General features: G+C 67.9%; 13 protein-coding genes. 6 read left to right on the forward strand and 7 right to left on the reverse strand.

Translation table 11 applies throughout. From position 1 onward, the window contains the following. Positions 1 to 52 precede the first annotated feature (52 nt). Positions 53 to 265 (forward strand): hypervirulence associated TUDOR domain-containing protein, encoded by a 213-nt coding sequence (locus ACVCMB_RS11720; protein WP_395120673.1) that lies wholly within the window; start codon positions 53 to 55, stop codon positions 263 to 265. A gap of 4 nt (positions 266 to 269) precedes the next feature. Further along, on the forward strand, positions 270 to 815 hold the full coding sequence (locus tag ACVCMB_RS11725) for a DUF488 domain-containing protein (protein ID WP_447107002.1): 546 nt from the start codon (positions 270 to 272) through the stop codon (positions 813 to 815). Between the two features lie 622 nt (positions 816 to 1,437). Here the strand turns inward: ACVCMB_RS11725 and ACVCMB_RS11730 are convergent. Further along, positions 1,438 to 6,669 carry a DEAD/DEAH box helicase gene (locus ACVCMB_RS11730; RefSeq protein ID WP_447107004.1) on the reverse strand — a complete coding sequence of 1,744 codons (5,232 nt, stop codon included), beginning with the start codon at positions 6,667 to 6,669 and terminating at the stop codon, positions 1,438 to 1,440. A 212-nt stretch (positions 6,670 to 6,881) separates the two neighbouring features. On the opposite strand from ACVCMB_RS11730, the gene ACVCMB_RS11735 reads away from it, so the two are divergent. Continuing rightward, on the forward strand, positions 6,882 to 7,367 hold the full coding sequence (locus ACVCMB_RS11735) for a hypothetical protein (protein ID WP_447107005.1): 486 nt from the start codon (positions 6,882 to 6,884) through the stop codon (positions 7,365 to 7,367). A 991-nt stretch (positions 7,368 to 8,358) separates the two neighbouring features. On the opposite strand, the gene gnd is transcribed toward ACVCMB_RS11735, so the two are convergent. Genes gnd through ACVCMB_RS11750 form a run of 3 tightly spaced genes read right to left on the reverse strand, consistent with a single transcriptional unit; the run spans position 8,359 to position 12,189 of the window. Continuing rightward, positions 8,359 to 9,354 (reverse strand): phosphogluconate dehydrogenase (NAD(+)-dependent, decarboxylating), encoded by a 996-nt coding sequence (gene gnd, locus ACVCMB_RS11740; protein WP_447110596.1) that lies wholly within the window; start codon positions 9,352 to 9,354, stop codon positions 8,359 to 8,361. After that, positions 9,350 to 10,873, reverse strand: a complete 1,524-nt coding sequence (locus ACVCMB_RS11745) for a mercuric reductase (RefSeq protein WP_447107007.1) — start codon at positions 10,871 to 10,873, stop codon at positions 9,350 to 9,352. The genes gnd and ACVCMB_RS11745 overlap by 5 nt, the downstream gene beginning before the upstream one ends. Further along, entirely contained in the window at positions 10,873 to 12,189 is a 1,317-nt protein-coding gene (locus ACVCMB_RS11750; RefSeq protein WP_447107008.1) for a glucoamylase family protein, read from the reverse strand. Before ACVCMB_RS11750 ends, ACVCMB_RS11745 begins: the two co-directional genes overlap by 1 nt. 281 nt (positions 12,190 to 12,470) lie before the next feature. On the opposite strand from ACVCMB_RS11750, the gene ACVCMB_RS11755 reads away from it, so the two are divergent. Next, the gene (locus ACVCMB_RS11755; protein ID WP_447107009.1) at positions 12,471 to 16,319 is read left to right on the forward strand and encodes a GH36-type glycosyl hydrolase domain-containing protein; all 3,849 of its coding nucleotides are present in this window, start codon (positions 12,471 to 12,473) and stop codon (positions 16,317 to 16,319) included. 144 nt (positions 16,320 to 16,463) lie between these two features. Here the strand turns inward: ACVCMB_RS11755 and ntrC are convergent, their stop codons facing one another. The 3 genes from ntrC to ygiD all read right to left on the reverse strand — a co-directional run bounded on the left by ntrC (position 16,464) and on the right by ygiD (position 19,869). Then, on the reverse strand, positions 16,464 to 17,933 hold the full coding sequence (gene ntrC, locus ACVCMB_RS11760) for a nitrogen regulation protein NR(I) (protein WP_447107010.1): 1,470 nt from the start codon (positions 17,931 to 17,933) through the stop codon (positions 16,464 to 16,466). Further along, complete coding sequence (locus ACVCMB_RS11765; protein ID WP_447107011.1) at positions 17,926 to 18,936, reverse strand: two-component system sensor histidine kinase NtrB; 1,011 nt, start codon at positions 18,934 to 18,936, stop codon at positions 17,926 to 17,928. The genes ntrC and ACVCMB_RS11765 overlap by 8 nt, the downstream gene beginning before the upstream one ends. A 138-nt stretch (positions 18,937 to 19,074) precedes the next feature. Beyond that, positions 19,075 to 19,869 (reverse strand): 4,5-DOPA-extradiol-dioxygenase, encoded by a 795-nt coding sequence (gene ygiD / locus ACVCMB_RS11770; protein ID WP_447107012.1) that lies wholly within the window; start codon positions 19,867 to 19,869, stop codon positions 19,075 to 19,077. Between the two features lie 122 nt (positions 19,870 to 19,991). Here ygiD and ACVCMB_RS11775 point away from each other — a divergent pair, with 122 nt between their 5' ends. Then, positions 19,992 to 20,603, forward strand: coding sequence for an NAD(P)-dependent oxidoreductase (locus ACVCMB_RS11775; RefSeq protein ID WP_447107013.1), 612 nt, complete (start codon positions 19,992 to 19,994; stop codon positions 20,601 to 20,603). A 36-nt stretch (positions 20,604 to 20,639) separates the two neighbouring features. Further along, positions 20,640 to 21,212: an NADPH-dependent FMN reductase gene (locus ACVCMB_RS11780; RefSeq protein WP_447107014.1), complete on the forward strand. Its 573-nt coding sequence runs from the start codon at positions 20,640 to 20,642 to the stop codon at positions 21,210 to 21,212. Positions 21,213 to 21,221 lie beyond the last annotated feature (9 nt).

A 21,221-nucleotide genomic window follows, 5' to 3' on the forward strand; every position in this document is an offset into this window, starting at 1 on the left:
CACGTGCGGCGTCGTTCAATGGGGTTCGAGTCACGTCAGGAGACACGCAACCATGAGCCATGCATTCAAGGTCGGCGACCACGTGCGCTGGAACTCCGAGGCCGGCCACGTCAGCGGCAAGATCATCAAGGTCCACACCCGCGACACCGATTACAAGGGCCACACCCGCCACTGCAGCGAGGACGATCCGCAGTACGAGATCAAGAGCGACAAGACCGACCACGTCGCCATGCACAAGGGCGCGGCGCTGCACAAAGTCGATTGACGCAATGCCCGAAAGCCCCGCCACGATCTGGACCATCGGCCACTCCACCCGTCCGCTGGAGGAGTTCCTCGGCCTGCTCGACCACTACCGCATCCAGGCCATCGCCGACGTGCGCCGCTTCCCCGGCTCGCGCCGCCACCCGCACTTTGCCAGCGAGGCGCTCGCCACGTCGCTGCCCGCCCACGGCATCGCCTATCAGTGGATTCCCAGACTCGGCGGTCGCCGCAAGGTGCAGCCGGACTCGCCCAACACCGCCTGGCGCAACGCCTCCTTCCAGGGCTACGCCGACTACACCGCCACCGCGGAATTCGCCGACGGCCTCGCCGAACTGCTGCAACTCGCCGCCCGCCAGCGCACCGCCATGATGTGCGCCGAAGTGGTCTGGTGGCGTTGCCACCGCTCCATCGTCTCCGACGTGCTCAAGCTGCGCGGCATCGAAGTCATCCACATCCTCGACGCCACCCACACGACGGTGCACCCGTACACCTCGGCGGCGCGCGTGGTGGATGGGCGATTGAGTTATGCGGCGGCGCAGGGGGAGTTGCTGTAGCGGGCGGCGGCCTCGTTCTCGCACCGTTCTCCCGACACGCAAGCACCCCTACCCGGTTATGCCTGCGAAGGCAGGCATCGCACTTCGACTCACTCCCCCACCCGTCATGCCTGCGAAGGCAGGCATCCAGCGACTTTCGGGTTGCGCTGAAGGTTGCATGGAGCAGAGCGGTCGGGAGCCGCTGTAGGAGCGCGCTTGCGCGCAATGGTCTTGCTTTTGGTTGCGTTCAAAGCCAAGAGCTTTCGTCTGCCTTCGGCAGCCGAGTTACTTTCTCTTTGCGTGGCCAAAGAGAAAGATAACCAAAGAGAAAGGCCACCCCGCTTGGCGCTTGCCGCCCATCCATGGGCGGCAAGTCCGTGAGCCGGGGCCGGGCTTTTCGACAGCACATCCATGTGCTGACGAAAAGGCATCGGCATCCATGCCGATGCCCGCTGCGCGGCCTGTCGTCCCCGACTCACCGCCGCGCAAGGGACCCCGGGTAGAGCAGCGGGCCATCCTGGCCCGCACTCGGTGCGCCCGCTGCGCGGGCGAGAAGCGGAACGGCGCCCTGTGGTCATTGTGTCGCGACCTTTTGCTTGCCCGCCCTACGGGGCTGGCGCGCGACCCGCTTGTGCGGGAAGGTTCAAGGAAGATCGAGCGGCGGCAGGCTGCGCACGATCTTCATGGTTTCCAGGCTGACGGTGATCACGCGCAGGAACAGTTCCAGCGGGTAGCGCGGGTTGTGCATGGTTTCGGTGGCCCAGTCGTTGGCGTCGTTGACGATGCCGCTGTCCTTGTCGGTCTTCACGCACTGGCGCTCGATCACCCAGTCCAGCGCGCTCTTGCCGTTGACCACGTAGTCGTAGGCTTCGGGCGGGATGCCCGTGACGGTGATGCGACCGTTGTAGATCAACCGGGTGAGGTCCTTCTCGCCGCCGATCTTGGGCAGCTTCATCTTTTCCACCCGCCAGAAGGCAGCATCGTCGTCATTCCCGCGAACGCGGGAATCCAGTGCCGTTGATTCGCCAAGCTTGATCGGTTTCCCGTCCGTGCCCACCACCTTCGCGCCCGCGTACATCGGCACGGTTTCGTAGTTCAGATGCAGCTCGGCCAGTGCGCGGCCCGCTTGGCTGAACGCCCAGAAGTCCTTGGCGGACTTCACGCACGGAATGCGCGGCAGTTCCTTGGCGAGGTTGTCGGCGTAGCGTTCGCGGTAGTCGGGTGAATGCAACAGGCCGTAGACGTAATAGAAGATGTCTTCCTTGGTGATCGTTTCGCCAGGGTAGGCGAATTGGAAGTGCGCAAGTCCGGCGTCGGTAATGCCGTCGCGGCGGACGATCTTTGGCTGAGGTTGTTCCTGTTGGAACAGATCACCACTGGGGGTTTGCTTGGTGGTGTTCATCGTTCGGCCTCCTCCGTTTCGTAGAGAAACATCGGAAAGCATTGCGCGTCCCCGATCAGGTGCAGGTCGGGAATTGCGTCCGTCATCATCACCGAGAAGCCCTTCGTGCCGCTCAGCGTCAGACAGATGACGCGATTGTTCGTCTGCGTCGAAACTTTCAGGCTGCCAGTCGATATACTGCTGCTCGCTGCTCGCTGCTCGCTGCTCGCTGCTCGCTGCTCGCTGCTCGCTGCTCGCTGCTCGCTGCTCGCTGCTCGCTGCTATTGCTGCAGCTGCATCCGTGTCATACAGCTTCTCAGGGAAGCACTGTCCCTTTGAGATCATCTCCAAATCTGGCACGTGGTCAGCGATGAATGCGCAGAATTCTTTTGTCGATCCACGCCCGGTGGTTGCTATGACGAGGTTCTTTGCATCACTGACGGGGAAGATTCGTGGCATCTGGTAGGCACTCCAGATACACGAGCGGTCAAAGTAGAAATACGTTTTCGTAAATGGCCGATAGCACGCCTTTACGATGAATTGTTCGCAATAGGAAATTTCTTTGTCTGACGCTACGCCACGAAAGAGTTTATCGTCCCACGCAATCTTCTGTGCGTCTTTGACGACGAATTTGATTGAATCTTCGTTCGTTGAGGCTGCCTGATATCGATGTCTCTCATTGTTGTAGAACGCCAGCATGTTGGCGACATTTGACGCTAGGGTCGCGCGGGAGAAGTTGTAGACCCACATGTCGCGGTGAGTGATTGGCCCGTACGAATAGTCCGCAAACAAGGCGGTACCACCCGCCTTGTTTCCCATGACCAAGAATTTTTCGAAGCTACCGTCACGCTGGTTGAGCCAATCGCCGTGGGCATCGGGAGTGATGGACTGCCAGGCTTTTGCCTCACTGATTCCAGCGATGCTGCTGAAGACAGCGACTTTGGCCAGCTTGTCCTCGCGGTTTAGGTAGTCGCCGATGTCATGGAAGTGGATACGACCGTGCTCCTTCGCGTGCGGGTTCTTCACCAGTAGTGAGATGGCTATAGGTGCGCGGCTGCCCATGCCAAACACGTTGTCCTTCTCCTTGCGCCGCTGCTCACCGCTGGTGCGAGCGTTGCCGCGCAGGTGGAACACGTAGAGGTCGGAGAATTCCTCGGCGAGGCACAGGCGCAGACCATCGGATGCGTTGGCATCCAAGAAGCTTGCATTGGTGACGTAGCCAATCACACCCGAGCTGCCAATGCGGTCGGATGCCCAACGAATCGCTCGGATGTAGGAGTCGTATACGTTAGTACGCGTTCGCGCGGACGACCGTGTCGCGTAGGTTTGTGAAATACGCTGATCGAGGCTTGGGTAGCTGACATTTTGGTTGTCGTCGGCGGCATCGCCTTGCCCTACCGAATATGGTGGATTGCCGATGATCACCCGGATATCCAGCTTCTTCTGCCGCTTGCGCCGCGCGCTGTTGTCCACCAGCAGCGCATCGACGAGATCGTCCTTTTCGTACATCTGGAAGGTGTCGGTGAGGCAGATGCCATCGAACGGCACGTAGTCGCCACCGACGATGTCGTGGTAGGTGGATTCGATGTTGATGGCAGCGATGTAGTAGGCCAGCAGTACCAGTTCGTTGGCGTGGATCTCGTGCCGGTACTTGTGCGGAAGTTGCGCCTTGCTGATCAGGCCGGACTGCATCAGGCGGGTGATGAAGGTGCCGGTGCCGGTGAAGGGGTCCAGGATGTGCACGTTCTGGCTGCCCAGCCCTTCGCCGAACTCGCTGCGCAGGATGTGTTCCACGCTGTGGATGATGAAGTCCACTACCTCCACCGGCGTATAGACGATGCCGAGGCGCTCGGTCATCTTGGGGAAGGCGTTGCGGAAGAACTTGTCGTACAGCTCCACCACGATCTTCTGCTTGGCGCTCGCGCTGTCGATGCCTTCGGCGCGCAGCTTCACGCTGTCGTAGAACTGGGTGAGGGTGTCGGCTTCCTTGTCCAACCGGTGCTCGTGCAGCGCGTCCAGCACTTTCTGCATGGCTTGCGACATCGGGTTGTGGCTGGCGAAGCTGTAACCCTCGAACAGTGCGTCGAACACCGGCTTGGTGATCAGGTGCTGGGCCAGCATCTCGATCATCTCGTCGTCGCTGATGGCGTCGTTGAGGTCGTCGCGCAGCTCGGCGGTGAATTCGTGAAACACCTCGCGTTCGTGCGTGTTGGCCGGGTCTTCGAGGATGGCGCGGATGCGGTCGATGTGGGTGTTGGCGATGCGGGCGATGTCGTTGGCCCAGTCTTCCCAGTGGTGGCGGTTGCCGACTTTCTGCACCAGCTTGGCGTAGATGGCGCGTTCGATCTCGCCGATCTCGAACTCCATTTCGTGCTGCTCGGGGCGGTAGTCGTCCTTGACGGCCTGACCGATCGCGCTGCCGCCGCGGGCTCGGTTGGCGTGTTGGGTCGTCTTGCTGACCTTGAGGTTGACGGCGCGGCGCTGCACCTTTTCGGTGACGGCCACCACCTCCATCTTGCTGGTGTTCTTGCCGATCAGGTCGAGCTTGTTGACCATCGCGTCGAAGCGGTCGTCATGCGAGCGCAGCGCCTGCAGCACCTGCCACACCACCTTGTAAGTGCTGTTGTCATTCAGTGCCTCGTGCGGTTCCACGCCAGCCGGGATCACCACCGGCAGCACGATGTAGCCGCGCTTCTTGCCCGGTGCCTTGCGCATCACGCGGCCGACCGACTGCACCACGTCCACCTGGGAGTTGCGCGGGGTGAGGAACAGCACGGCGTCCAGCGCAGGCACGTCCACGCCTTCGGAAAGGCAGCGCACGTTGCTGAGTACGCGGCAGGTGTTTTCCGGCGTGGCGGCCTTGAGCCAGTCGAGCTTTTCCTCCTTCTCGCTGGCGTTCATGCCGCCGTCGACATGTTCGGCCTCGCAGATCAGGCTGGCGGCGATTTCTTCCTCGCTGTCGGCGGTGCGCTGGTATTCCTGCACCACGGCCTGGAACATCTGCGCGATGTTTTTGCTGCCCACCTTGCGCTGCTTGGCTCCCGGCTTGGCTTCGATCACCTGACAGAACGCCACGGCACGCTGCATCGGACTGCCGTCGTCGGCCAGGTCCTCGGTGAGTCCCTGCTTGGACAGCGCCTTCCAGCAGCCCACGATGCGGGCTGCGTCGTCCATCTTGAGGCTGTTGTCGTCGCCCTTGAGCAGGTGTTGCAGGCGGCGGTTGATGTGGGCTTCCTCCACCGCCAGCACGATCACCTTGTAGTCCACCAGCAGGTCGCGCTTGACTGCCTCGGAAAAGTTGAGCGTGTAGAGCCGCTTGCCGAACAGTGCTTCGTCGTCCATCGAGGCCAGCGTCACGTTGTCCTTTTGCGCGCTGGCCTTGGCTACCTCGCCGTAGATGCGCGGGGTGGCAGTCATGTAGAGCCGCTTGCCGGCATGGATGAAGTCCGGGGCGTGCACTTTGACGAAATGGCTTTCGTCGTCGCCATCGAAGGTGGCGCCGGTGGTGCGATGGGCCTCGTCGCACACGATCAGGTCGAACGGCGGCAGGCCGTGTTCGTGCTGTGCCTGGCTGACCACGTCGATGGAGTGGTAGGTGGCGAACACCACGCTCATGTGGGTGGCGTCGTGGCGCTTGGCCATTTCCTTGGCGAGCCGCGCGGCGTCGGTGGTGGCCGGGTAACGCAGCTCGTGGGTGAAGGTTTGCACGCTGTCGTCGTCGGCCTTGCGCTTCTTGCCCACGTCGGCATCCGAGCACACGGCGAAGCTGTGCAGCGGGGTGGCGGACTCCTGTGTCCACTCGGTGAGCGTCTGCGACAGCAGGGCGAGGCTGGGCACCAGGAACAGCACGCGCTTGCCCTTGCCGGCGAGGTCTTCTGCGATCTTCAGCGCGGTGAAGGTCTTGCCGGTGCCGCAGGCCATGATGAGTTTGCCACGGTCGGCCTCCTTCAGTCCCGCGCGCACTGCCATCAGCGCGCTTTGCTGGTGCGGGCGCAACGATTTCTGCGGTTTCAGGACAGGGGCGGCTTTGGGCTGGTACTTCGACCAGTCGATCTGGCTGGTTTCCAGGTCGTGCAGGTCGATCTTGCTGACCGGCGGCTGCTGGTCGCGCAGCGCATCTTCGGCGTGCTCGCTCCAGTGGTTGGTGCTGGAGACAATGATGCGGTGGGCGAAGGGCTTCTTGCCGGAGGCGGTGAAGAAGCTGTCGATGTCCTTCTTCTGCAGCTTGTAGTTCTCGGCGTACAGCTTGCACTGGACGGCGTGCACGTCGCCGGTGCCGGCCACTTCGGCCACCAGGTCGATGCCGGTGTCGCGGGCGTCCAGGCCGTGTTCGCGCGCCCAGTCGGCATACGTCCATACCTGCCGGTAGAGGTCGCGGTAGGTGGCCTCGTTGCGCAGGTAGGCGAGGATCAGTTCCTCGAAGTAGGTGCCTTTTTCGCGCTCGGTAACGGCGGTGTGGCGGTAGGTGTCGAGCAGGTCGTGCAGCGCGCTCATGCCTGGAAAATCCCCCGATGGTGCTTGGAAACGTTTATCGCGCCGTCATCATGGGCGCATAGAGAGCGATTCTTGCATGGGCGGCTGGGTCGAGCACGGTGTTCGCTCTCATCCATCCCCTACACCACGCCGCGCCCCAAGCCCGCAACCGCTGATTGCTACGCTCCCCGCGCCGCCGATCCGGCGGCTTGCGACGTACAAGGAGTGTTTCCATGTCCAGTGACAATCGAATTTCGGCGGTGCTGTCGGACGAGCAGGTGGCCTCGGTGCAGGGCGCGCTGGCAACGATCCGCGGGGCATTGCCGTTTCTGGTGACGCTGTCGGCGCAGGAGCGGAAGGAGTTGCCGCGGCTGGGGCCGAAGTCGGTCGGTTTCGACGAGAAGTGCGTGACCTACATGGCGAACCGCGCGCAGTTCGTGCCGGGCTTTGTCGACCAGGCCGAGGTGCAGAAGGATCGCAGCCTGCGCAGCCAGTTGATGCGCTTCGCCACCGAGCTGCAGACGCTGGCCGGCAGCGTGGACGACACCTTGCAACTGGTTTCCAGCGAGGTGTGGATGGCCGACCTGGCCTACTACCAGAGCGTGCGCGAGGCGGCCCACCGCGGCCGCGACGGTGCGCAGGACGTGTACGACGACCTGCGCCAGCGCTTCCCCGGCCCGCGGGGTACCCGCACGGCGCCGGAACCGGCCGCCGCCTGATCCGTGACCCCGGCGGGGCGGTCCACGACCGCGCCGCCGGGCCTTTGCGGGTTCATCGGGACCTGCACGACGTCGAGGCCGGGATTCACCAGCTCGACGCCCAAGCTGCAAACCTGCCCGCCGAGGTTCCCGACCTCTCCGCCGGGCTTCGCCACATCCCCGCCGAGGTTCTCGACCTCCTCGCCGAGGTTGGCCACGTCCCCGCCGGGGTTCCGGCGCTCCCCGGCAAGCCCACCCGGGTCCGCGCCGACCGGTTGAACCTCGCCACCGGGGTTGGCCACCTCCTTCTGTTTTTTCGAAATCACTTCGGGTGCGAGACGTAACTCGATCGCCGAGGGCTATCGACCGTCTTTGACGGTGCCATCCCACGAGCGACGGGCCGCTTCGACTCCGGCCGCTGCGCGGCCTACGCTCAGCGCGAACGGTTGGGGGACGGGTCGTTCGGACGATGGGTGCGGGGATTCGGGAGCGTGGAAGGCATCGCCCGCGAGCGGGTTCCTACAAGTGCGCGTCCAGCGTGCAAGCGGAGCGGCGTTGGCTCTTTTGAAGAGTGCGGGCCACGATGGCCCGCTGCTCTACCGGGGCCCCTGTGCGGCGGTGAGTCGGGGACGACGGGCCGCGCAGCGGGAGCCGACAGGGATGTCGGCTCCTTTTCGCCAGGGCAGGATGCCCTGTCGAAAAGCCCGGCCCCGACTCACGGACTTGCCGCCCATGGATGGGCGGCAAGCGCCAAGCGGGGTGGCCTTTCTCTTTGGTTACTTTCTCTTTGGCCACGCAAAGAGAAAGTAACTCGGCTGCCGCAGGCAGACGAAAGCTCTTGCTCTGAAATGCCAATGCGCCAGCAAGAGCATCGCGCGCAAGCGCGCTCCTACAGAAGCACTCGACTGCTTTGCTCCTACACAACATTCGCCGCCCCCTAAGTCGCTGGATGCCTGCTTTCGCAGGCATGACGGGCGGGCAGGTGCCCCGCAGAGAGCGCGACGCGCCAGCCTCACTCCTTCTTGATCGCGTGCCCGCCGAACTCGTTGCGCAGCGAGGACAGCAGCTTGTCGGCGAAGGAGTCGTCGTCGCGGGAGCGGTAGCGTTCCATCAGCGAGAGGGTGATGACGGGGGCCGATACGCTCAGTTCCATGGCCGCGTCGACGGTCCAGCGGCCTTCGCCGGAGTCGACCACGTAGGGGGCGACGCGGTCCATCTGCGGGTTTTTCTTGAGCGCGTCGGCGGCCAGGTCCAGCAGCCAGGAGCGCACCACGCTGCCGTAGCGCCAGATCTCGGCAACCTGCGCAAGGTCCAGGCCGAATTCCTGCTTGTGCTTGAGGATCGAGAAGCCTTCGGCGTAGGCCTGCATCAGGCCGTATTCGATGCCGTTGTGGACCATCTTGGTGAAGTGGCCGGAGCCGGCCGGGCCGACGCGGCCCCAGCCCTGGTCCTTGCCGGGCGCCAGCGTCTCGAAGATCGGGCGCAGGGTTTCGACGACCTGCTCGTCGCCGCCGACCATCATGCTGTAGCCCTCGGCCAGGCCCCACACGCCGCCGCTGGTGCCGCAGTCGACGTAGTTGACGCCCTTGTCCTTGCACTTGGCCGCGTGGCCGAGCGAATCCTTGTAGTTGGAATTGCCGCCGTCGATCATCGTGTCGCCCTTGTCCAGCAGCGCCAGCAGCGCGGCGACAGTGTCGTCGGTGACCTTGCCCGAGGGCACCATCAGCCACAGCACGCGCGGCGCGGGCAAGGCCTGCACCAGTGCCTCGAGCGAAGCGGCCGAACCGCCGCCCTTGTCTTCCAGCTGCTTGCGCGCGTCTGCGTTGGGGTCGAAGCCGGTGACCTGGTGGCCGCCGTCGAGCAGCCTTTGCGCCATGTTGGCGCCCATCTTGCCGAGACCGATCATGCCCAGTTGCATGGAAGCTCCTTGCGTGAAGTGGAGAGTGGAATTTCGCGATTCTAGGTGGTCGGGCGATAAGCGCGCGTGAGATGACCGCGCACGCTCAATGCGGCAGGCAGCGTCGCAGGCGCGCCAGCAGGCGTCCGCTCAGCCGTCGGCGGTTGTACGCCATCGCTGCCTCGCGGATCGCCTCGGTCTTGGTCGGGTAGGCGTGGATCACTTTCGCCAGCGTGCGCAGGCCCACGCCGGCAACCATCGCCAGGGTGACCTGGCTGATCATGTCGCCGGCGTCGCGCGAGACGATGGTGGCGCCCAGGATGCGGTCGCTGCCTTCGCTGACGTGCAGCTTGACGAAGCCGTCCTGCTCGCTGTCGGTGATCGCGCGATCGACCTGGTGCATCGGGATGGTGTAGGTCTTGATCGGGATGCCGCGCGCGTTCGCCTCGCGCACGTACAGGCCGACGTGGGCGATCTCCGGATCGGTGTAGGTGCACCACGGCACCACCCGCTCGCTGAGCCGCTCGCGCCCGCGCAGCAGCGCGTTGCGCACGCCGATGCGCGCCGATTCCTCGGCGATGTCGGTGAACCTGGCCTCCAGGCAGACGTCGCCGGCGGCGAAGATGCGTCGGTTGCTGGTGCGCAGGTGGTCGTCGACGGTGATGCCGGTGGCCTCGTCGTAATCGACGCCGGCCGCCTCCAGCGCCAGCCCGTGCACGTTCGGCCGGCGCCCGACGCCGGCCAGGATGGCGTCGACGCGGATCGTGCTGTGGTAGTCGTCGGTAACCAGGTCGATCACCTTCTCCGCGCCCTCGGTGCGGATCGCGACCACTTCGGTGTTGAGGCGCACCTCGATACCGTCGCGGGCGAAGGCCTCGGACAGGGTCTGCGCCGCGTCGCGCTCCTCGTGCGGCAGGAACAGCGGCATGTTCTGCACGATGGTGACCTTGGCGCCGAAGCGCTCGAACGCCTGCGCCAGCTCGCAGCCCAGCGGGCCGCCGCCGATCACCAGCAGCCGCGGCGGCAGTTCGGTCAGATCGAACACGGTGGCGTTGGTGAGGAAGCCGGCCTGCTTGAGGCCGGGGAGGTCGGGGATCTGCGGCCGCGCGCCGGTGGCGATCAGCGCGCGGTGGAACGGCAGCGGCTGGCCGTTGACGGCCAGGCTGTCCGGACCCGTGAACTGCGCGTTGCCGAAGTACACGTCGACGCCGCGCTCGGCCAGCTGGCGCACCGACACGGTGCCGGCCAAGTGGCTGCGGATGTGCCGCAGGCGCGCCATCGCGGCGGCGAAATCCACCGTGACCGCGACCGGCGGCTGCGCGCCGTAGCGCGCGGCATCGCGCATCTGCGCGTACACCGCGGCGCTGCGCAGCAGGCTCTTGGACGGTACGCAGCCGGTGTTGAAGCAGGTGCCGCCGAGCAGATGGCGTTCGACCAGCGCCACGCGTGCGCCCAGCGCCGCCGCCGCGTCGGCCGCCGCCAGCCCCGCCGAACCGCCACCGAGGATCACCAGCTGGTACGGCGCCTCGGGCACCGGGTTGCTCCACGAGACGGGGCCCACCGCGGCGAGGCGCTCGCGCTCGTCGTCGTCCTGCGGGGTGCTGATGCTGGCGTCGTAGCGGGTGGCCATCAGCGGACTCCTCCGGCCGGCGCATCGAGCCAGCCACCGCTGAAGCCGGCCTTGCGCAACCCGCTGGCGAGCGGATGGCAGCCACGCATCAGGCGCCAGATCGACTCGCTGCGGTGGTTCTCGATCATCATGAAGACGATGCCCTGGTCCAGCCCGTAGTGTCCCGCCGAGATCCACGGCCGGCCAGCGCCGCCATCGACGCTGGCGTTGAAGCTGGTGGCCAGGCGATCCTGGCTGAGGATCTGCGGATGGCGCAGCAGCATGGTGCGCAGTGCGGCCAGCGCCGGCTGCGGCGCGAACGGCAGCGAGGCCAGCACGGCCGGCGGCGACAGCGTGCCGTCATCCGGCCCATACGGCACGCCACGCGCGGCGTAACCGAACAGATGGCGCTGCTCGTTGGCCACCCCCTGCACCTCGTCGGTAGGGCCGTCGCAGGCGGACAGGCCCCAGCAGTTGCGGTCGTAGCCGACGAACTGGTGCGGGTTGAGTTCCGCGTAGCGGCGCTGCACCCGCACCGCGCGGCGGCTGTTCTCGAAATAGTCCGATTGCTTCTCGCGCATGAACGGGTCGCGCACGTCGCGCAGGTCCAGCCACGCCTGCGAGTAGTGGTGCACGAACAGCGGGCCGGCGTAGAGGAAATCCTGGTCGTAGAGGTTCTCCCACTGATAGGTGGAGGTCCAGCCGGCATAGCAGTCGGCCGAGATCGGGTGGGTGGGCGAACCCAGCGCCAGCGCGTACAGGACGATCGCCTCGCTGTAGCCCTCCCAGCCGTAATGCAGGTAGCCGCTCTCCGGTTTCCAGCCCTGGTAGATGGTGCGCGCGTCGTCCTGCGACCAGCGCCAGTCGACGCGCCGGTACAGCGCTTGCGCCAACTCGCGCAACTCGGTTTCCTCCGCGCCGGGGCCGTCGAACGCGGTGGCTACGGTGAGCATGCCGGCGATCAGCAGCGCGCTGTCGATCATCGACAACTCCGATTGCCACACCCGTGCGCCGCTGTCGATGTCGAGGAAGTGGTAGTAGAAGCCCTTGTAGCCGGTGGCCGCGGGGCTGCCGCTCTGGTCGCTGTCATGGAAGAAGCGCAGTGCCAGCAGGCTGCGGCGCACCGCCTCGGCGCGCTCGATCCAGCCGCGCGCGACCGCCGCGGGATAGCACGACAGCGCGAAGCCCACCACCGCGATGCTCACCGGCGAGTGCGGCCGCGAGGTGTCGGGGATCAGCCCGTTGCGCGGGTTCATCGTCTCCGTGAAGTAGCCGAACGCGGCGCGCTGCAGGCGGTCGAGCATGGCGTCATCGGAGAGCGAGCACAGCGTGGTCATCGGCGGCATCCTGGCAGCTGGGGTGGAACGGCAAACTGTCTGCCAGTGTGCGACGACAAGTGCGTGCGTGGCGTGTAGAGCGGCACTTTCACGTTGCATTGCCGACGCGCGCCGCAGGCTGGAGCGGTTTCGCCGAATGGCCGGGACGCGCGCCATGCCCGCGCAGGGCGGGAACCTTTCGCTTGCGCGGGCATGACCGGCTCGCAGGTTTTTGCGCTCATGCGCATGCCATTCGCCCCCTCGCCCGATCCGACTGCACCGCAGCCGCAGGAGCCGTCCGCATGTCCACCGATGCATCCCCACCGCCCCGCGACCTGCTCGGCAACGGTCGCCTCACCACCATGCTGGGCCCCAACGGCGCCGGCTTCCTGCGCTGGCGCGAACTGGCGGTGACGCGTTGGCGCGAGGACCCGGTCACCGATCCTTGGGGCAACTTCCTGTTGTTGCGCGACGAGGACGACGGCGAGGTGTGGTCGGTCACCGCGCAGCCGCTGGGTGTGTCGCGGCCGGACGATGCCGTGCGCTTCGCGCCCGGGCTGGCGCATTACGCCGGCCGCCACCAGTTGCTGCACCACGAACTGGACGTGGCGGTGGCGGCGGATGCCGACATCGAACTGCGCCGGCTGGTGTTGAGCAACCACGGCGACCGCCATCGCCGCGTGTCGCTGACCAGCTACGCCGAACTGGTGCTCGGCCCGCGCGGCGACGACGACAGCCACCCGGCGTACTCCAAGATGTTCGTGCAGACCGACTGGGATGACGCGCGCCAACTGCTGCTGGCCACCCGGCGCAAGCGCAGCGACAGCCAGGCCACGGTATGGGCGGCGCAGGCCCTGCAACTGCTCGGCGACACCGCCGGCGCGCCCGAGCGCGAGACCGACCGCGCGCGTTTCCTCGGCCGCGGCCGCACGCTGCGCGATGCGTGCGCGATGGCTCCCGGCGTGGCGCTGTCCGGCACCACCGGCTGCGTGCTCGACCCGGTTTGGGCGCTGCGCCGGAACTTCACCCTCGCGCCGGGCGCCCGCGTCGTCCTGCTGCTGTGGACGCAGCTGGCCGACTCGCGCGAGGGCGCGCTCGCGCTGCACGCGCGCATGCAGGATGCGCAGGCCGCCGAGCGATTGTTCACCGATGCCGCAGCACGCGCCCGCGGGCAACGCCAGCAACTCGGCATCGACGATGCGCAGGCCGCGTGCTTCGCCCGCTGGCAGGATGCGCTGCTGGTCAGCGATGCGAGTCAGCGCGCCGCGCCGGACGATCGCGCGCGCGGCCACGGCGGCGCACCGGCGCTGTGGGGGCTGAGCATCTCCGGCGATCGCCCGATCGCACTGCTGCGCGCGGACGGTGCCGCGGCGCTGCAGCGGCTGGATGCGCTGCTGCTGGCGCAGCGCTGGTGGCGCGCGCAGCAACTGGCGGTGGACGTGGTGGTGCTCGATCGCCTCGGCGAGGACGACGCCACGCGCGCTGCCCTGGCGCCGCGCATCGACGCGCAGCAGGCGCAACTGAAGGGCTGCGAAGGCTTGCCCAAGGTGGAGCTGTTCTGCCTGCGCGAGGATGCCATCGCCGCCGACCAGCGCGATGCCTTGCTCGCCGCCGCGCGCGTGGTGGTCGACGCCGACACCGTGGCCACCGTTGCGCCCGCCGCCGCGACGCCAGCCGCCGCTGCGCCGATCCGCGCCGGGACGCCCGCCGCGGTCGTCGCACCGGACGAGCCGGTGCAGGAGTTTCCCAACGGTCACGGCGGTTTCATCGAGCATGGCCGTACCTACCGCATCGAGCTGGATGACGCACGCCCCACGCCCGCGCCGTGGACCAACGTGTTGGCCAACCCGCATTTCGGCTGCACCGTCACCGCCGAGGGCGGCGGCTACAGTTGGTCGACCAACAGCCAGCAGAACGCGCTGACGCCGTGGCCGAACGACCCGGTCAGCGATCAACCGCACGACATCATCTACCTGCGCGACAGGGACAACGGCGAGCTGTGGAGCGCCGGCGCGCTGCCGATCCGCGTGCCCGGCGCGCGCTGCACGGCGACGCACGGCAAGGGCTGGACGCAACTCTGCAACGACGCCCACGGCATCGCGCTGGCATTGACCGTGTGCGTGGCGCCGGACGATCCGGTCAAGCTGTCGCGGCTGCGCCTGGTCAACCGGTCCGGCCGCACGCGGCGGCTGTCGATCACCGGCTACGTGGAATGGGCGCTCGGCGCCAACGGCAGCACGCCGGCGCCGTTCGTGGCGACCGCGCGCGACGCGGCCAGCGGCGCGTTGTTCGCCCGCAACCGCTGGCGCGCCGATTTCGGCGAGCGCGTGGCGTTCTTCGACCTGGCCGGCGCGCAGCAGTCGCTCAGCGGCGACCGGGCGAGTTTCCTCGGCGCGCTGGGCAGCACCGCGCAGCCGGCGGCCTTGCATCACGACCACCCGCTGGACGGTCGCCTCGGCGCCGGACTCGACCCGTGCGGCGCGCTGCAGACGCGCGTGGAACTGCCGCCGGGCACGCAACTCGACCTGATCTTCCTGCTCGGCGAAGGCGGCGACGAGGACGCCGCGCGCGCGCTGGTGGCGAAGTACCGCCACGCCGATGTCGACGATCTGCTCGCCCGCATCGCGACGCAATGGAACGACCTGCTCGACACCGTGCAGGTCGGCACGCCCGACCGCGCGCTCGACATCCTGCTCAACGACTGGCTGCTGTACCAGGTCACCGCCTGCCGCCTGTGGGCGCGCACCGCGTACTACCAGGCCAGCGGCGCCTGGGGCTTCCGCGACCAGTTGCAGGACGTGATGGCGCTGTGCGTGAGCCGCCCCGACCTGGCGCGCGAGCACCTGCTGCGCGCCGCCGGGCGCCAGTTTCCCGAGGGCGACGTGCAGCACTGGTGGCTGCCGCCGCACGGCCAGGGCGTGCGCACGAAGATCCGCGACGATCGCGTGTGGCTGGCCTATGTGGCGATGCATTACGTCGAGGTCAGCGGCGACCGCGCGGTGCTGGACGAAAAGCTGCCGTTCCTGCAGGGCCAGGCGATCCCCGACGGCGCCACCGATGCCTTCTTCCAGCCCGAGGTGTCCGACCGGCAGGCGACGCTGTACGAGCACTGCGCGCTGGCGATCGATACCAGCCTCACCCGCGGCGCGCACGGCCTGCCGCTGATCGGCACCGGCGACTGGAACGACGGCATGAACGCGGTCGGCGCGGAGGGCCGTGGCGAAAGCAGCTGGCTGGGCTGGTTCGTGCTGGCCACCATCGACGCGCTGGCACCGGTGGCCGCCGCCCGCGGCGATGCGCGCGCGGCGCGCTGGCGCGACTGCGCCACGGCGCTGCGCGCGGCACTGGAGCAGTCCTGGGACGGCGCGTGGTATCGCCGCGGCTACTACGACGACGGCACGCCGCTGGGTTCGAAGGACAGCGAGCAATGCCGCATCGACACCATCGCGCAATCGTGGAGCGTGCTGGGCAAGGCAACCGACCGCGAACACACGGTGCAGGCGATGGATTCGGTCGACCGCCTGCTGATCGACCACGAGCACAAGCTCGCGCGACTGTTCACCCCGCCGTTCGACCAGGACGGCAAGAAGGACCCCGGCTACATCAAGGGCTACCCGCCCGGCGTGCGCGAGAACGGCGGGCAGTACACGCATGGCGCGATCTGGTCGATCTTCGCCTGGGCCAGGCTCGGCGACGGCGACCGTGCCGGCGGCCTGTTCGACCTGCTCAACCCGATCCGTCACAGCGACAGCCCGAACGCCGTCGAACGCTACAAGGTCGAACCCTACGTCGCCTGTGCGGACGTCTATTCGGTGGCACCGTACATCGGCCGCGGCGGCTGGACCTGGTACACCGGCTCCGCCGCCTGGCTCTACCGCGCCGGACTGGAGGCGCTGCTCGGCTTCCACTTGAGGGGCGACCGGCTGCACATCGATCCGTGCATTCCCAAAGCCTGGCCCGGCTTCAGGATCAGCTACCGGCATCGCGGCACGCTTCACGAGATCGGCGTGCAGAACCCCGACCACGTCTGCCGCGGCGTGCAACGGGTGGAAATGGACGGCCAGACGCTGGACGCCGCCGAACCCGTCACCCTCGCCACCGATGGCGCGACGCACCGCCTGCGCATCACGCTGGGCCATCCGCCCTCGTAGGAGCCCGCTTGCGGGCGATGCTATTCAAGCGACTCGGGACAAGCGAGAGCGGCGCGCACACGGGCAGCGACCAGGGCGAACAGTGTGAGGTTGCGGGAGCGCTCCGCGCGCAGGGCGGGCGCTGCCCGCCGGCTTTCGGCCAACTCAACGTCGCCGCGTGCGCGAGGCACCGAGCTTGCGGGTCAGCGTGTTGCGTCCCACGCCGAGCGCCTGCGCCGCGTTCTGCCGATGCCCTTCGTGTGCCTGCAGCGCGGCCTGCAGCAGGGTCTGGTCGAGCGCTTCGCGGGCGCGGGCATGGATGTCCGCCTCGCCATCGGCCAGCGCCTGCGCGGCCCACTCGCGCAATGCGTCGGTCCATTCGCCGCCGCGTGCCGTGTCCGCAGCGTCGCCCAGGTCGCCGGGCAGGATTTCGCTGCCCGGCGCGATCACCGCCAGCCGGCGGCACAGGTTTTCCAGCTCGCGCACGTTGCCGGGATAGTCGCGCTGGGCGACGAGTTTCAGTGCGGCCCTGGAGAAGCGCTTCGGCGACAATTTCAGTTCCTGCGCGGTGGCGGCCAGGAAGTGCTGCGCCAGCAGCGCGATGTCGCCGCGGCGGCTGCGCAGCGGCGGCAGTTCGATGCGCACCACGTCGAGCCGGTGCATCAGGTCGGCGCGGAATGCGCCGGCGGCGACGCGCGCGGAAAGATCCTGATGCGTGGCGGCGACGATGCGCACGTTGCAGCGGATCAGTTCGCGCCCGCCGACCCGGTAGAACTCGCCGCCGGCCAGTACGCGCAGCAACCGCGTCTGCAGGATCAGCGGCATGTCGCCGATCTCGTCGAGGAACAGCGTGCCGCCCTCGGCCTGCTCGAAGCGGCCGGCGACGCGGCGGGTGGCGCCGGTGAACGCGCCGGCCTCGTGGCCGAACAGTTCGCTCTCCAGCAGCTCGCTGGGGATCGCGGCGGTGTTCAGTGCGATGAAGGGTTGCTCGCGGCGCGCGCTCTCCTCGTGCAGCGCGCGCGCCACCAGTTCCTTGCCGGTGCCGGTTTCGCCAGTGACCAGCACGTTGAGGTCGCTGGCGGCGACGCGGCCGATCAGCCGGAACACCTCGCGCATCGGCGCGCTGTCGCCGAGCAGGGCGTGGCGGGCGACCGGCGCGGCGGGAGCCGGCGCGGCCACGTTCGCCGCGCTGGCCAGCACGCGCTGCACCACGGCCACGGCGTGATCGAGGTCGAACGGCTTGGCCAGGTAATCCACCGCACCCGCGCGATAGGCTGCCGCCGTGGTGGCGACGTCGGTGTAGGCGCTCATCACGATCACCGGGCCGATCGCGCGTTGCTGCAGGTCGTGCAGCAGGCTCAGGCCGTCCTCGCCCGGCATGCGCACGTCGGTGAGCAGCAGCGCGGGGCGTTCGTCGCGCAACGCCGCGCGCGCCGCCTCGGCATCGCCGAACTCGCGCACCGCGAGGCCGGCATCGCGCAGCGCCTCGGCCAGCACGAAGCGCACGCCGCGGTCGTCGTCGACGATCCAGATTTCCTGCAGGAGCGGACCTTGCGCGCGATGCTTGTCGTTGCGTGACGCAGGAGCATCGCGCACGAGGTGCGCTCCTGCAGGGATCTTCGTCCGGTCAGTCATGCGCGCGCTCCAGCGGCAGGTACAGCGTGAACACGGTCTCGCCGGGACGGCTGGCGCCGCGCAGTTCGCCGCCGTGTTCGCGGGCGATCTCGCGGGACAGCGCCAGGCCCAGGCCGGTGCCGTCGGCGCGGCCGGAGACCAGCGGCTCGAACAAGGTGTCGCGCAGCGCGGCCGGGATGCCGGCGCCGTCGTCGATCAGCTCCAGCCGCAGCGCCGTGCGCAGCATCCGCTCACCGAGGCGCACGCCGTGTTCGACGCGGGTGCGCAGGGTGAGCGTGCGGGCGCCGGCTTCCAGCGCGTTGCGCGCCAGGTTGAGCAGCAGCTGGTGCAGGCGATCGGCATCGCCGAGCAGGTCCGGCACGCTGGGGTCGTAGTCGTGGCGCCATTGCGGCGGCGCCGGCTCGGCCTGCAGCAGGTCGGCGAGGCGCTCCAGCAATTGGTGGATGTTGACCGGGCCGAGCCGCGCGGCGCCGTCGTGGTGCAGCAGGCGATTGGCCAGCGTGCCGAGCCGGTCGGCCTCGTCGATGATCATGCCGGCGAGCGCCTGCAGGTCGTCGTTGTCGACCCGTCGCTGCAGCAGTTGCGCGGCGCCGCGCAGGCCGGCCAGCGGGTTCTTCACCTCGTGCGCGAAACCGCGCAGGGTGGCCGACAGCGGCGAGCTCGCCGACAGCGGCTCGGCCAGCACGTGCACCTCCAGCAGCAGGCCATCGTCGAACGGCTGCAGCGCGATGTCCGCACGGATCTCGCGGCCGTTCGCGGCGGCCAGCGGCTCCGCGCGCCACTGCGCCGGCCGCTGCGCGGCCAGCACCCGCGCCGCCCGCGCCGCAGCCTCGTCACCGTCGGCAAACAGCAACGTCAGCGGCTGCCCCAACGGGTGGCGCACGCCCAGTTCCAGCCCTTCCACCAGCGCCGGATTGAGCCAGCGCAGGCGCAGCCGGGCGTCGACCAGCACGATGCCGGTCGCCAGCTGCTGTGCCCATGTCGGCCATGCGAGATCGTTCATTGCACCATCATGGGCAATGTATCCGTTTGGTGCAAATGCCGGGGACCGCCCCGCCGCGGGCACGACCTCCCGCAACCCGGCGGCACCGCCCGCTTCTTGCCGTCGAGCGCGGCGGGCCATGCGCGCCCTGCGCGACGCTCAGCCGAACTGCACGCTCAGCATCGAGATCGAGCCGCCATCCATGCCCTCGACCGGGAAGGTCACCGCGTCGCCCTCGTCGCTGGCGCCAAGCACGTACAGCAGCGGCAGGTAGTGGTCGGGCGTGGGGATCGACAGCTCCGCGTCGCGACCCAATGCCTCGTAGTCCACCAGCGCATGGTGATCGCCCTGCAGCATCAGCTCGCGCGCCTTCGCCTCGAAGCGCAGCGCCCAGTCGAACGGCTCGGCCGGATGCCGGCCCCAGGCATAGGCGTGCAGGTTGTGCACCACGTCGCCGCTGCCGATCAGCAGGATGCCCTCGTCGCGCAGCGGCCGCAGCAGGCGGCCCAGGCCGTAGTGGAACGCCGGCGGCTGCGACTCGTCGATGGACAGCTGCACCACCGGCACGTCGGCGTCGGGATAGACGTGGCGCAGCACCGACCAGGTGCCGTGGTCCAGCCCCCACGAGCGATCCTCGCCCACGTCCAGCGGCTGCAGCAGTTCGCGCACGCGGCGCACCAGGTCGAGGTCGCCCGGCGCCGGGTATTGCACCTCGAACAGCTCGCGCGGAAAGCCGCCGAAATCGTGGATCGTGCGCGGCCGGGCCATCGCGGTGAGCAGGGTCGCCGGCACGTACCAGTGCGCGGACACCGACAGCACCGCGCGCGGGCGCGGCAGGCACCGGCCGAGCGCGGCCCAGCCGCGGCTCCAGTCGTTGTCCTGCAGCGCATTCATCGGATTGCCGTGGCCGAAGAAGATCGTCGGCAGGCGCGTCGAGGTGTTCCGCTCAGTCATCGGGGGACTCCTGCAGTGACGATTCGTATCCACGTACTGCTTACATTCGCGGCGTTAGTCTGGCCCGATCGCCGACGCGACGCCATCGACCATCAGCGCGATACCACCCCAGGGAGGCAAGCATGAACATCGCCCTGATCGGCGTCACCGGCCGCGTCGGCTCGCGCCTGCTGGCCGAACTGCTGCGCCGCGGCCACCGCGTCACCGGCATCGCCCGCGACACCGGCAAGCTGGCCGGCCAGCCGGGCCTGGTCCTGAAGAACGCTGACGCCGACCAGCCCGCGCAACTGGCCCCGCTGCTGGCCGGTCACGACGCGGTGATCAGCGCGCTGAAGTTCGCCACCATCGAAGCGGCCGTACTGCTCGCCGCGGTGAAACAGGCCGGGGTCAGGCGGCTGCTGGTGGTCGGCGGTGCCGCCACGCTGGAAGTGGCGCCGGGGCACGTCCTGCTCGACACGCCCGGCTTTCCCGCGGCCTACCGGCCCGAGGCCGAGGGCGGTCGCCGCTTCCTCGACACCTTGCGCGGCGAGCGCGACCTCGACTGGACCTTCCTGTCGCCGTCGGCCGAGTTCGTTCCCGGCGAACGCACCGGCAGCTTCCGCGTCGGCGGCGATGCGCTGCTCACCGACGCCGGCGGCAAGAGCTGGATCTCGATGGAAGACTACGCGATCGCCCTCGTCGACGAACTGGAAACGCCGAAACATCTCCGGCAGCGGTTCACGGTGGGCTACTGAACCGCGCCCTCACCGCACGCGCCACGAGGACATCCCATGAGCAAGTACAAGGTTGGCTACATCGTCGGCAGCCTCGCCAAGGGCTCGATCAACCGCCAGCTGGCCCACGCGCTGGCCAAACTGGCAGCGCCGCAACTGGAGCTGGTGGAGATCCCGATCGGGGACCTGCCGCTGTACAGCTACGACTACGACGCGGATTTCCCGGCGGTGGCGCGCGCGTTCAAGCAGGCGATCGCCGAAGTCGACGCGGTGCTGTTCGTCACGCCGGAATACAACCGCTCGATCCCCGGCGCGCTGAAGAACGCGATCGACTGGGCCAGCCGGCCGTGGGGCAAGAACTCGTTCGCGCGCAAGCCGTCCGCCGTGATCGGCACCTCGCCCGGCTCGATCGGCACCGCGGTCGCCCAGCAACAACTGCGCGGCGTGCTGTGCTTCTGCAACTCGCCGCTGATGAACACGATGGAGGCGTACCTCCAGTTCAAGCCGGGCCTGATCGACGAGGACGGCAACGTCACCAACCCGTCCACCGCCGAGTTCCTGACCAACTACATGAAGGAGCTGCACGTGTTCATCGAACGCGTGCTCACCGTGCTGCCGCGGGAAAGCTGACTCCGGCAC

This window comes from Rhodanobacter sp. UC4443_H10, assembly GCF_052978325.1.